Below are 12,655 nucleotides of genomic sequence, written 5' to 3'. Positions count from 1 at the left end.
GAAGGGCGACCCGGCGGCGGATCAGGAACATGTCCTGTCGAATCTCCTAAAATCACCTGCCCTGACGAACCAGACCTATCCCGTTTGGGGGCGCCATAGCGGCGGGGCGTAGCCCCGGGAGCGTCGGATTCTCATTATCCACTCATCTTCACATCCGGCCATCGGGCAGCGCCACGTCCGATTCCGGAATATTTCGCATGATATTTTGCCCCCCTTTTCCGGGGGATGACGAAGACCAGCGGCCTGGTCATCAGAAAGTTTCCAAAAAGGTATTCGAAGAGGACGTCCCCCCCGGGGTCACACCATCTTCAACGGGTCCGCCTTCATGTACTCCCGGCAGACTGTAGTGGCATAGTGGCCGGGAGGAAGGGTGAACGAGAGGGCGAGGTTTCCCTCCTCGAAGCGTGCCTCGACGTCCGCAGCCAGGGATATGGGCCTGATGGCACCGTTGAAATAGGTGCCCACGTATTCGGATGCCCGGTCGAAACTGGCAGAAGTGATGCCGTGCTGTGCGAGGAGCCCGGCCATCGTCTCGTCGTCCGGCCCTTCGGGAACGAACGTGAGGGAACCGGGCATGAAGATCCCGATCCGGCACCTCCCCCGGGCGACCTGGACTCTCGCGGCAGCGACACCCGCAGGGGTGACCCGGTCCTCCTTCCCGTTGACGAAGACCAGCCGGTCGCCGGGCACCGGGTCTGTGAGTCCTCGCCCTTCCCGGAGCCGCGACGAGAGGGTCATGTTGAAGAGCCAGGACTGGAACGCCGAGACGAACATGGACCGGAGCTTGGGTGCGAGCACCAGCAGCGCTCCCCGGTAATCGCCAGGGCTTGAGACAAGGTGGTGGAGCATCGATCGTTCGTAGGTAAGGGGGACCGGGAATGCACGGAGGGTGGCGACAGGGTCCCTTGTCTCGAGAAAGGCACGGCGGGCCTCCTGTACTTCGAGGGGTTCGTCCGGGAAGGCCCGGCCCGCGTAACAGCATACCGCTGCCTCGTAATCTCCCCGGAGGATGGCCTCCCCTACCAGGTGGGTGAGGGGCCTGATCACCCCGAACCGCTGCACGCCGAAGTAGTTGGGGATCCCGCGCCTGCAGGCCTCCGTCACTTCGGCAACCTCGGCCTCCGGGTCAGGTTTTTCGATATCCCGTATATTGATCCTGAACCTGTTCCCCTCGAGCGAGCCCAGGGTAAGCCCCGTCCGGGAGCGCCCCACCACCTCGAGCCGCATGTCTTTCACGTCAACCCTCGCCACCTGTTCGGGGGTGATGTCGTACAGGGAGATGAGCTGGCTGGTCAGGGCCCTGCGGTCCTTGGTCCCCGCCCAGCCGATCCGCCGGTGCGAGATTCCCAGCCGCTTCGCGAGTTCCTTCACCGCCCGCTGGAGCTCCCAGTCCTTCTTGGTCAGGCGGCAGATCAGGTACGGCCCCTCCTCTCCTACCAGGCAGGGGACCTCCTCCACGATGAAGTCCTGCGCCGAGGCGCGGAGTCGCCCCCCGAGACCGGGGGTATCGCTCGCGTAGTAATGCATCCCCAGGGAACATTCCAGGGGATGGGTGCTCTCTCTCATAGCAGGGAGAGGTCCCCGGTGATCCTGTCCAGGTCCTCGCTCCTTGCCGGGCCGAGGCCGAGTGCGGTGATGGTCCCGGGCGCGATCTCGGTCAGTCCCGCATCCTGCACGAGCCCTGTGGAGATCCCTGCCTGTTCCGCGATCACCTTCAACTCGAAGAGCGCCCGCTCTCCGGAGACCTTGAGCACTACCTTCTTCTGGCCCTCGGCGAACCACCGCTTCCGGAGCTTCTGGTCGCATCGCTCGTAAGCGATGATGGCGGCATGGGCGGCCTGGGCGCAGGACTTGCCGCAGCTCATCCTGATGTCCGACCGGAGGATGATGCACTGTTTCCATTCAAATACGGGTTCTTCAGCCATTCGTCCCCAGTTGATCGGTCCTGCCGGGGGAATAAGATACCGGCGGGCGGGAGGAGCCATTGAATCCGGGCGTGCGGAGTGCACCATCTCACGGTTTCATGGATTCAGGTGAGCAAATGATACGTACGATGTCCGGAACCGGCTACGACGTGGTGGTGGTGGGAGCCGGCCCGGCGGGGAGCGCCTGCGCCCGCCGGTGCGCCGAGCTGGGGCTCTCATGCCTTCTGCTCGAGGAGCATGCCACCATAGGGCACCCGGTCCAGTGTGCCGGCCTCCTTTCGTTGGCCGCAATGCGCGAATGCCGGGTATCAGCCCGTTCCGTGCTCAACAGGGTCTCGGGGGCCAGGATCAGGACCGCGCATGGGACGGAGCTGGCCTTCGACGCAGGAACCACGAAGGCTTTCGTAGTCGACCGGGGGATCCTTGACAGGGAGATGGCTGCGCTGGCGGCCGGTGCGGGCGCAGAGATCAGGGTCAAGACCGCGTGTGCCGGGGTCCGGGAAAGATCCGTGATCACCAGGGGAGTCAACGGGAGGGAAGAATTCCCGTTCCGGGTCCTCATCGCGGCGGATGGTCCCCGGAGCCCGGTCGCGAGAGCGCGTGGAATGACCCGCCCCCCCGTGTTCCTCGCCGGACTCCAGACCGAGATCCCCCTGGATATCGATCCCAGGTTCGTGGAGATTTACCCGGATGTATCCCCGGAGTTCTTCGGGTGGGTCATCCCTTCGGGTACGGGGCGGGCCCGGGTGGGTCTTGCCGGGATGGAAGATATCAGGGGGAGGTTCCACCGCCTTCTCTCGACGGTGGGAGCAGGTCCCGAAGAATGCGGCCTGCACCTGGTGACCGGGACGATCCCTCTCGGTGTCATGCCCCGCACCTTCGGGAACAGGACGCTTTTTATCGGCGATGCCGCGGGAATGGCCAAACCGACCTCCGGGGGAGGCGTCTATACCGGTGTCAGGTCGGCGGTCCACGCGGCCGAGACCGCGGCACTCGCATGCAGGGAGCACGATTTCACCGACGAAAGCCTCGCCCGGTACGAAGGACGCTGGAAAGCCGATATTGGAAAAGAACTTGCGCTGGGGTTCCGGGTGTTCTCAGCACGGCGCGCCTTCGGTCCGGTGGAGATGGACCGGCTCGTTCGCATGCTTTCCAGGGATGAAGTGGTACAGGAAATTATTCTCTACGGAGATATGGATCGCCCCGGAGTTTTATTAAAGAGATTTGCTAAAAATCCCCGGTTATATCCTGTTTTATGGCTACTATTAAGAGAAGGAGTACGCGGAATTATCAAATAAAAATCTTTTTTAAGTAACAGTTAATACGATAGTTTGTATTCGTATTACTACGGTGTTATCATGCATATTCCCGATGGATTTATTCCACTCGACCAGGCGGTCATTTATTGGATCATCGCCTTGGTGTTCATCGCCCTCGCGCTCAGATGGGCAAGAAAGGAACTGTCAGAAGAGAAGGTTCCCATCGTCGCCGTTCTTGCGGCGGCGATCTTTGCGATGCAGGCCTTCAACCTGCCGGTGGGGATGGGAACTTCCGGGCATCTCGTCGGGGGTGCCCTGGCGGCGATCATCCTGGGCTCTCCTTTCGCCGCGGTGTTCTTTCTGACGATTGTGCTTATCATCCAGGGGGTCATCTTCGGCGACGGAGGGATCACCACCATGGGTGCGAATATTATCAACATGGGGGTCATCGGTGGATTCGTGGGCTTCTTTGGGTTTGTGGGGCTCAAAAAAGCAATTAAAAACCCCTACGTCTCCGCGGGGATCGCCGCGTGGTTCGCCTGCCTCATTCCGGCCCTCGCCGCTTCGTTCGAACTCTGGGTGGCGGGAACTTTCCCGCTCGTCCCGGGGCTGATCGCAATGGGGACGTACCATGCGGCAATCGGGGTGATCGAGGCGTTCATCACCGCTATCGCGGTCTATCTCATCTGGACTGCCAGGCCGGATCTCGACTGGACCACGAAGAAGTCAGGGATGCCGATAACCGAACCGGAGAAGGTGGCGGCAGCATGATGGAAACAAAACATTTCGTCATGATCGGCATTGCCATCGCGGTGATCATCGGGGTGGTGGCCATCTTCGTCGCCTCGTCCGACCCCGACGGGCTGGAGAGCACGGCACTGGTGGTCCAGGGAGATAAACTGCTGACCGGGGAAACCCCGGAAGATGCGGAAGTAGTGGAAGACGTGCACGGGGGATTTGCGTACGAGTCGCCGATGCCCGATTATGAACTGCCGGATATGGGGATACCCGGGCAGATCATCGCCATGCTGGTCGGAATCGGCATCAGTTTCATAATCGTGCTCGGTGTGGCCCGGGTCGCAGCCCGGCAGAAAGAATGCGGAAACAAATAGAATTTATTCTTTTTTCACCAAGGTACACATTCAATGCACCTGATCGAGACCAGGGATCTCACCTACGTCTACCCGGGAAACGTCACCGGGCTGGAAGGCGTGAATTTCATCGCCCCCAGGAATGCGAGGATTGCAGTAATCGGAGCAAACGGGGCGGGAAAAAGTACCCTCTTCAAGCATTTCAACGGCATTTTCAAGCCCACTTCCGGCTCGGTCCTCATTCACGGCGAACCTATCACGAAGGCCAATATCAGGGAAGTCAGAAAGATGGTCGGGGTGGTCTTCCAGAATGCGGACGACCAGATCTTCTCTCCCACCGTCGAACAGGACGTGGCGTTCGGGCCCACCAACCTCGGTCTCGATCCGGAGACGGTCCAGCACCGTGTGGAAGAAGCGTTGCGGATGGTGGGGATGGAGGACCGTGCAACAAGGGTTCCCCACCACCTTTCCGGCGGTGAGAAGAAGCGGGTGGCGATCGCCGGGGTCATCGCCATGGAGCCGCAGGTGCTCGTGCTCGACGAACCCACCGCAGGGCTCGACCCGCAGGGGGTCTCGGACCTGGTCGGGTTCATCAACTCGCTCTCCCGGAAATACGGCATGACGGTGATCTTTTCCAGCCACGACGTGTCGCTCATCCCCGAGATCGCCGACTATGTCTACGTGATGAACAAGGGGAAGGTCGTCGCCTGCGGGAGTATCGGGGAGATCTTCGATCAGCAGGAGCTGCTCACCTCGGTGCGGCTCGACGTCCCCTGTCTGCCGAAACTGATCCGGAGCCTCCGGGAGCGGGGGATCGATATCGATATGGCGTATACCTACCAGGACGCGGAATCGGCCTTTCTCCGGGCATTCCGGGAAACGCCATGATCGAGGAGCTCTTTTTAATCGAGAAGCAGGCATACCGGGACAGTTTCATCCACCGGCTCGACGCCAGGGTGAAGATCATTATCGCATTCGCCGCGATCGTCGCCATCGTGGCCATCCCTTACTCCACCATGATATACAGGGTGGGAGCGGTCTTTTTCCTCTTCTTCGCGGTACTCTGGGCGCTCGCCCGGCTCTCACCGAGGGTATACATCTGGCGGCTGATCATGGTCCTCCCCTTTGGGATCTTCATCATCGTGGCCCAGATCTTCTTCGAAAACCCGCATTACACGGTGTTCACCCCCATTGTCGACCTCCCGTTCAACATTCACATCTATGCCGAATCGGTTGAATTCGCCTCTATCCTGCTGGTGAAGTTCCTGGTCTGCATCTCGTTCATCATCCTGCTCTCCTCCACGACGAGGATGCAGCACCTCCTCGAGGGGGCCGGGCGGCTGGGGCTCCCCGCGGAGTTTTCCCTCATACTCGGGATGATGATCCGGTACCTGTTCGTGTTCGCCTACATGTACAGGAAGGTCACCGAGTCGCTCGAAACCCGGTGTTTCGACCCGTTCTCCCGGGAGATCCCCTGGAAGTACCGGGTCCGGATGCTCGGGTATACCATCGGCACCATGTTCATCCGGGCCTACGAGCAGGGGGAGCGGACCTACCTTTCCATGCTCTGCCGGGGCTACGGGCGGGAGAGCCACCTTTTCATCACGAAAAAGCCCCTCCCCACCAGGGACTGGGCGTTCCTCGCCACGGGGATGGTAATCATAATTGCGGTCCCGGTGCTCACCTGGCTCGGCATTTCTCCCTGGTGATCGCACGGTTTATGTAATTCCTGCGTGTAATTATGGTCCATGAAGAGCAAGTTTGGCCGGGGTTTTATCACCAACCTTACCCTGATCTGCAGGCACTTCGCGCTGCCCCCCGAGCAGGCGTGGTACGGGGCGGCGGACCACCTGGAGGAACTGGTGGTCCCGGAACAGTTTGCGGGGACCCAGATCGACGAGCTGGTCACGAACCTCCGGAAGCGGATCGTGTGGCACCAGCCCGGGACCATGGACAAGGAGGAAGCGGAAGAAGTCATCCGCGTGCTGGACCGGCTTATCATCGCGATCGATAAATCCCTGGGAGTAAAGGACCCGGACCTCGGAGAATTTCATTAACGTTTCCTGTCCCGGGTGTCATCATTAAGAGGACGGAAATCCAATACTATAGTGAAATTTGGGGCTTATTTGATTGAACAATTATTTTTTCACGGAGGGGACCGATGAACGATACCTATGATGCATCTCATATCACCGTACTCGAAGGGTTGCAGCCGGTCAGGGAACGCCCTGCCATGTATATCGGGAGCACCGATTCCCGCGGACTGCACCACCTGGTCTATGAGGTGGTGGATAACTCAATAGATGAAGCGCTCGCCGGGTTCTGCGACCGGGTATGGGTGACTATCCATAACGACGGGTCCATCACGGTAGTGGATAACGGGAGGGGGATTCCCGTTGATGTGATGGCCAAATCGGGAAAAAGCGCGCTGGAGACGGTGCTTACCGTGCTCCACGCAGGAGGAAAGTTCGACAAGAACACCTACCAGGTATCGGGGGGTCTGCACGGGGTGGGTGTCTCGGTGGTGAACGCACTCTCACGCTGGCTTGTCGCGGTGGTCTACCGTGACGGGAACCGCTACGAGATGCGGTTCGAGCGGGGAAAGGTCTCGCTTCCCCTGCAGACGAAGCAGGAGAGCGGACAGGAACTCCTGGAGCGGCTCAGGGCATGGTACCCGGAGCTCGCTGCACCGGATGCAGGTGACCGGAGAAGAGTGCTCTCGGAGTACGGCGAGAAGCTCTCCGGAACTTCGATCTCCTTCTTACCGGACGATACCATCTTCGAGACGAGCGAGTTCGACTACGATATCCTGGCGCACCGGATGCGTGAGCTCGCCTTCCTCAATTCCGGGGTCTCGATAAGTATCCTGGATGAACGGACCTCTGACGTTGAGACCTTCTACTACGGGGGCGGCATCACCGAGTACGTGAAGTATCTCAATACAGGGGTCGACCCGGTGCACCCCGACGTGATCGCGGTGGCGAAGAAGGATGCCGAGAACATGGTCGACGTGGACGTTGCCATCCAGTACACCACCGCATATTCCGAGCAGGTCTTCTCGTATGTTAACAGTGTGAACACCCGGGAGGGAGGTACCCACCTGGAAGGGTTCCGGAGCGCGATCACCCGGGCGATCAACAACTCCGCCCGGAAGAACAACCTGCTGAAAGACAACTCCCTCACCATCAGGGGAGAGGACGTGCGGGAAGGGCTCACCGCGGTGATCAGCGTCAAGGTGGCGAACCCCCAGTTCGAGGGCCAGACCAAGATGAGGCTCGGAAACAGCAACGTGAGAGGGATCGTAGACTCCCTGGTCTACTCCTCTCTCTCGGAGTATTTCGAGGAGAACCCGAAGGTCCTCTCGGCCATCGTGGAGAAGGCGCTCGCCGCAGCACGGGCGAGAGAGGCGGCCCGGAACGCACGGGAACTGGCCCGGAGAAAGAGCACGCTCGAGAGCTCGGGTCTCCCCGGGAAACTGGCGGACTGCTCGGAACGAGACCCCGCGAAGAGCGAGATCTATATCGTGGAGGGGGACAGTGCGGGCGGTTCCGCCAAGCAGGGGAGGGACCGCCGGTTCCAGGCGATCCTCCCCCTCAGGGGCAAGATCCTGAACGTGGAGAAAGCCACCCCCCACAAGATCCTGAAGAATGCCGAGATCCAGGCACTGGTCTCGGCCATCGGAACGGGGGTCGGCGAGCAGTTCGATACCGACAAGGCACGCTATCACCACGTGATCCTGATGACGGATGCGGATGTCGACGGGGCGCACATCCGGACCCTGCTCCTCACCTTCTTCTTCCGCTACATGAAGCGGCTGATCGAGGAGGGATACGTGTACATCGCCCAGCCGCCCCTCTTCCGGGTGGCGAAAGGCAAACAGGAGCGGTACGCTTTCCGTGAGGACGAGATGAAGCAGATCTCCTCGGAAATGGGTGAGAAGGGCGTCTCGGTCCAGCGGTACAAGGGTCTCGGGGAGATGAATGCCACGCAGCTCTGGAGCACGACCATGGACCCCGAATCGAGGGTGCTCAAGAAGGTGACCATAGAGGATGCGAGCTACGCGAACGAGATCTTTGAAAAACTGATGGGCGAGGACGTGGACGCCCGGAAGGACTTCATCAAGCGGCACGCGAAGGAGGTGACCAACCTTGACATCTGAGGAGAACCCCGCACCGGAACACACCGAGGAGACCCCGTCCGCACGGGTGATCCCCATCAACATCGAGGAGGAGATGAAGACCTCCTACATCAACTACGCGATGAGCGTGATCATCGGCCGGGCCATCCCCGACGTGAGGGACGGCTTAAAGCCGGTCCACCGCCGCTCGCTCTATGCCATGTGGGAGATGGGCAACACCAGCGACAAGCCCACCAAGAAGAGCGCCCGTGTGGTCGGGGACGTGATGGGTAAGTACCACCCCCACGGAGACGCCGCGATCTACGACACCATCGTGAAGATGGCGCAGCCGTTCTCCTACCGCTACCCGCTGGTGGAAGGGCAGGGGAACTTCGGGTCGATCGACGGCGACGCCCCTGCGGCAATGCGTTATACCGAGGTCCGGCTCTTTCCCCTCGCAGAGGAGCTGCTCTCCGACCTGGAGAAGGAAACGGTGAAGTTCGTCCCCAACTTCGACGAGTCGATGGAGGAGCCTTCGGTACTCCCCGCGAAGGTCCCCAACCTGCTGATCAACGGGTCATCGGGGATCGCGGTGGGAATGGCCACCAACATGCCTCCCCACAACCTCGGCGAGGTATGCAGGGGTATCTGCATGTATCTCGACCATCCCGAGGTCACGGTCGAGGAACTGATGGGGATCATCCCGGGACCCGACTTCCCCACCGGCGGAGTGATCATGGGCACCGAGGGGATCCTCTCCGCCTACCAGACCGGCCACGGGAAGGTGGTGACCCGGGGTGTCGCCGAGATCGAGGATCGGGGGGCGAAGGGAGAACGGATCATCATCACCGAGATCCCCTTCCAGGTCAACAAGGCGCGACTGGTCGAACTGATCGCGAACCTGGTCAAGGATAAGAAGATCGAGGGGATCTCGGATATCCGCGACGAATCCGACAAGGACGGGCTCCGCGTGGTGGTCGAGCTGAAGAAAGGGGTGGTCTCGGGTGTGATCCTCAACCAGCTCTACAAGCACACCCCGCTCGAGAGCACCTTCGGGATCATCAACCTGGCAATCGTGGACAACCAGCCCCGGGTCCTCCCGCTAAAAAGCCTGATGGAGGAGTTCGTCCGGCACCGGGTGGAGGTCATCCGCCGGAGGAGCGAGTTCGACAAGCGGAAAGCCGAAGAGCGGGTACACATCCTGCTCGGCCTGCTCCACGCGCTCGACCACATCGACGAGGTCATCGCGACCATCAGGGCATCCGACACCGCCGATACCGCGAGGACCGCCCTGATGACCAAGTTCGGGCTCGACGAGATCCAGGCAAACGCCATCCTCCAGATGCAGCTCCGCCGCCTGGCGGCACTGGAGCAGCAGAAGATCGTGGATGAGAAGGAGGGACTCCTCGCGGAGATCGCCCGCCTCGCGGAGATCCTGGCAAACGAGCTGAACATCCGGAGAGAGATCAGGAAGGAGCTCGAGTTCATCGGGGAAAAGTACGGGAATGCACGCCGGACCGAGATCAGCCACGAGCTGACCTTGATCGAGAAAGAGGACATGATCGAACGGAGAAACGTCCTCGTTTCGCTCACGTCCCTGAATTATATCAAGAGGATGGACCTCGATACCTACCGGCAGCAGCGGCGGGGCGGCAAGGGGATCATCGGGATGTCCACCAAGGAGGAGGACTTCGTGGAGAGCGCGTTCGTGGCGAACACCCACGATTACCTCCTCTGTTTCACCAGCAACGGCAGGGCCTACTGGCTGAAGGTCTATGACATCCCTGAGAGTTCCCGGACCGGAAGGGGCAAGGCCATCGTGAACCTGCTCAACCTGAACAACGAGCGGGTGACCACGGTCATCCCGGTCAGGGCGTTCAAGGCGGATCGGTTCCTGCTCTTCGCCACCAAGCGGGGAATGGTGATCAAGGTCCCGCTGGTGGAGTTCTCCCGCCCCCGTTCCACGGGGATCAATGCCATCACCTTGAAGGAGAACGACGAACTGGTCGACGTGAAGATCACCGATGCGAGCCGGGAGATCCTGCTTACCACCAGGAAGGGGCAGAGCCTGCGGTTCCACGAGGAGTCCATCTCGCCCCGGCACCGGAACGCAATGGGGGTCATCGGGATCCGGATGAGGCCGAGCGACGAGCTCCGGGCGCTGACCATGGTCGAGGAGGGCAGGATGCTTCTCACGGTCACCGAGTCCGGGTACGGCAAGCGCACGGACTTCGACGAGTTCCGTGGCCACGGCAGGGGGACCATGGGGGTGCGGAACATCCTCACCGAGCACCGCGGAGGCGTGGTGGCCGCGAAAGCGGTAGGCGACGGGGACGAGATCATCATGATGAGCGCGTCGGGCATCGTGATCCGGACCACGGTCAACGAGATATCCATCCAGAAACGGAGTACCCGCGGGGTGCGGATCATGAAGATGGACGAGGGCGACCGGGTGGTCGGCGTCGCCGTCCTCCAGGAGGAGATCGAGGGCGAGCTCGAGGAAGAATCGGAAGATATCGGCGGGGAAGTCGGGGAAATGCCTGCAATGGACGAACCGGGCGAAGATTTCCCGGAAGATTCCGGGGAAGAGCTTCCGGAGGACCTTCCCGAAGTTCCCGAGGAAGACCTTGAAGATGAAGAGAATTCCGGGGAAGACCTGGAATAAATCGTTTTTTTGGCTTTATTTTGACCATCTGCTTCCTTACTAAAGTGGCGTGACGATGACCATTTTTGAGATTTCCTGTAAGTATTATCAAAGAAGTCTAATTTGCTTTGTATGACGCTCCAGGGGGCAAAGCCCCCGAGAACGTCACGAAATGAAGAGGCCACTATAGTTCTGTTCAATCTTAAGCGACAGGAATACCGCGGAGTTCGATGAGATCCCGGCGAAACACGGGTATCACACAATACTTAGTCCTCTTCTGGTTCGACATTCTATAAATTACCCAAAAAAGCGAACCTGCTATTGTACCCGGAAGGTGATCCACAAGTCCGGAAGATTTTTTTCAGTCTTCTACTACGGAGTGGAACCGGGTCTGAAATTTTCCATCCGATACCCCGGATTCCTCCGGTAAACCAGCCAGGTTCCGCTCCCAACGAGGAACGAACACCCTCTGCTCCCGGGCCGAAAGAGATTTTTCCCCGGAGGACCCAACGCCGGTTGTATGATGTTTCGAAGGGCGGTCCAGGTCACCACCCAAGGCGAAGGGGAGATCCATGATATCACCCCCCACGTGCGGGAAGTGCTGGACGAGAGCGGGGTAAAGGACGGCATGGCGAACGTGTTCATCACCGGCTCGACCGCGGCCGTGACCACCATCGAATACGAGACAGGGGTCCTTCGTGACCTCTCCCGGGCCCTCTCGGTGCTCGCCCCGGATAACGCAAAATATTCGCACGATGCGGCATGGGGCGACGGAAACGGGCGGTCTCATGTAAAGGCCGCCCTGGTCGGTCCATCGCTCTCGGTCCCGGTCGCAGACGGCAGTCTCGCGCTGGGGACGTGGCAGCAGATCGTGCTGCTCGAACTCGATGTGCGGTCCAGCCGTACCCGGACGATTCTGGTCACAGTCTGGGGAGAAAAACCAGGAAAACAGACCGGATCATAATTTGGAATTCAGCATTGCCTTTTCATTGTATGCGGCTCCGAATAGTGAAACAGATCGGAGATCTGCATGAATAGTGAGGAAAGCCGTGAAACCAGATCCTGATCACAGAGATTTTATCAATAACCTTCACTGCACATTGCAACCCCAAAGAAGGATAAAGATATCAGAACGGGCAGAATTTAAAAAATCTCAAGGAAAAACGAAACCCGCCGGGGAAGGCAGGCCAATTCACGGATCCGTTACGCACCGGACCAGGAGGCTCGGCTCTCGTGTCAATCGAGGGGGATTGTCTCCAGCTGGGACACCAGTTCCCATATCCTGGTGCGGGCATGAACCGGCATATTGGGATCATTGCTTATCTCGTCGATCTTTGAGATCGCCTCCGCGGCCCGTAGCCCGATCGGTTTGGAATTATTCATCAGCAGCTGACGCGTCTCATCTGCCACGCGCCTGATGTTACGAGGAATTGTCGAGTCGTCCATGATGTGCTGCAGCATCAGGACGCAATTCTCTATTGTTTTCTCAGGGTTCGCCATCAAAATCCCCTTCCAGCTCTTCCTATGTGTACTTATATACGCCCTTAAATACTTTAGTAATTTGCAGCCAACCGGAAATGCATTTGAAAAAATATCCATTATATTCTGTTATTTTCGGT

The 12,655-nt window shown here is 59.6% G+C and carries 12 protein-coding genes; 9 read left to right on the top strand and 3 right to left on the bottom strand.

Annotation, left to right across the window (positions count from 1 at the left end):
* Positions 1 to 297: 297 nt before the first annotated feature.
* The gene (gene truD, locus J2741_RS03660; RefSeq protein WP_209673675.1) at positions 298 to 1,566 is read right to left on the bottom strand and encodes a tRNA pseudouridine(13) synthase TruD; all 1,269 of its coding nucleotides are present in this window, start codon (positions 1,564 to 1,566) and stop codon (positions 298 to 300) included.
* Positions 1,563 to 1,925: a peptidyl-tRNA hydrolase Pth2 gene (gene pth2 / locus J2741_RS03655; protein ID WP_209673674.1), complete on the bottom strand. Its 363-nt coding sequence runs from the start codon at positions 1,923 to 1,925 to the stop codon at positions 1,563 to 1,565. Before pth2 ends, truD begins: the two co-directional genes overlap by 4 nt.
* 116 nt (positions 1,926 to 2,041) lie before the next feature.
* Between pth2 and J2741_RS03650 the strand changes: the two genes are divergently transcribed.
* The 9 genes from J2741_RS03650 to J2741_RS03610 all read left to right on the top strand — a co-directional run bounded on the left by J2741_RS03650 (position 2,042) and on the right by J2741_RS03610 (position 12,000).
* A complete protein-coding gene (locus tag J2741_RS03650) occupies positions 2,042 to 3,223 on the top strand; it encodes an NAD(P)/FAD-dependent oxidoreductase (protein ID WP_245249382.1) in 1,182 nt (393 codons plus the stop codon).
* Positions 3,224 to 3,283: 60 nt separating this feature from the next.
* Positions 3,284 to 3,955, top strand: coding sequence for a cobalt transporter CbiM (cbiM, locus tag J2741_RS03645; RefSeq protein WP_209673673.1), 672 nt, complete (start codon positions 3,284 to 3,286; stop codon positions 3,953 to 3,955).
* On the top strand, positions 3,952 to 4,296 hold the full coding sequence (locus J2741_RS03640; protein WP_209673672.1) for a PDGLE domain-containing protein: 345 nt from the start codon (positions 3,952 to 3,954) through the stop codon (positions 4,294 to 4,296). Before cbiM ends, J2741_RS03640 begins: the two co-directional genes overlap by 4 nt.
* Positions 4,297 to 4,329: 33 nt before the next feature.
* Positions 4,330 to 5,163: an ATP-binding cassette domain-containing protein gene (locus J2741_RS03635; RefSeq protein ID WP_209673671.1), complete on the top strand. Its 834-nt coding sequence runs from the start codon at positions 4,330 to 4,332 to the stop codon at positions 5,161 to 5,163.
* Entirely contained in the window at positions 5,160 to 5,984 is an 825-nt protein-coding gene (gene cbiQ / locus J2741_RS03630; RefSeq protein ID WP_209673670.1) for a cobalt ECF transporter T component CbiQ, read from the top strand. The genes J2741_RS03635 and cbiQ overlap by 4 nt, the downstream gene beginning before the upstream one ends.
* A gap of 39 nt (positions 5,985 to 6,023) precedes the next feature.
* Entirely contained in the window at positions 6,024 to 6,332 is a 309-nt protein-coding gene (locus J2741_RS03625; RefSeq protein ID WP_209673669.1) for a hypothetical protein, read from the top strand.
* 104 nt (positions 6,333 to 6,436) lie between these two features.
* Positions 6,437 to 8,434 carry a DNA topoisomerase subunit B gene (locus J2741_RS03620; RefSeq protein WP_209673668.1) on the top strand — a complete coding sequence of 666 codons (1,998 nt, stop codon included), beginning with the start codon at positions 6,437 to 6,439 and terminating at the stop codon, positions 8,432 to 8,434.
* Positions 8,424 to 11,057 (top strand): DNA gyrase subunit A, encoded by a 2,634-nt coding sequence (gyrA, locus tag J2741_RS03615; RefSeq protein WP_280897259.1) that lies wholly within the window; start codon positions 8,424 to 8,426, stop codon positions 11,055 to 11,057. Before J2741_RS03620 ends, gyrA begins: the two co-directional genes overlap by 11 nt.
* Positions 11,058 to 11,559: 502 nt before the next feature.
* Complete coding sequence (locus tag J2741_RS03610; RefSeq protein ID WP_209675466.1) at positions 11,560 to 12,000, top strand: secondary thiamine-phosphate synthase enzyme YjbQ; 441 nt, start codon at positions 11,560 to 11,562, stop codon at positions 11,998 to 12,000.
* A 272-nt stretch (positions 12,001 to 12,272) separates the two neighbouring features.
* On the opposite strand, the gene J2741_RS03605 is transcribed toward J2741_RS03610, so the two are convergent.
* Complete coding sequence (locus J2741_RS03605) at positions 12,273 to 12,536, bottom strand: UPF0147 family protein (protein ID WP_209673667.1); 264 nt, start codon at positions 12,534 to 12,536, stop codon at positions 12,273 to 12,275.
* Between the last annotated feature and the right edge of the window lie 119 nt (positions 12,537 to 12,655).

Origin of the sequence: Methanolinea mesophila (genome assembly GCF_017873855.1) — an archaeon.
GTDB lineage: Archaea > Halobacteriota > Methanomicrobia > Methanomicrobiales > Methanospirillaceae > Methanolinea_B > Methanolinea_B mesophila.
Note: the sequence above shows the minus strand (reverse complement) of the source record. Positions and strands in the feature narration are given on the sequence as shown.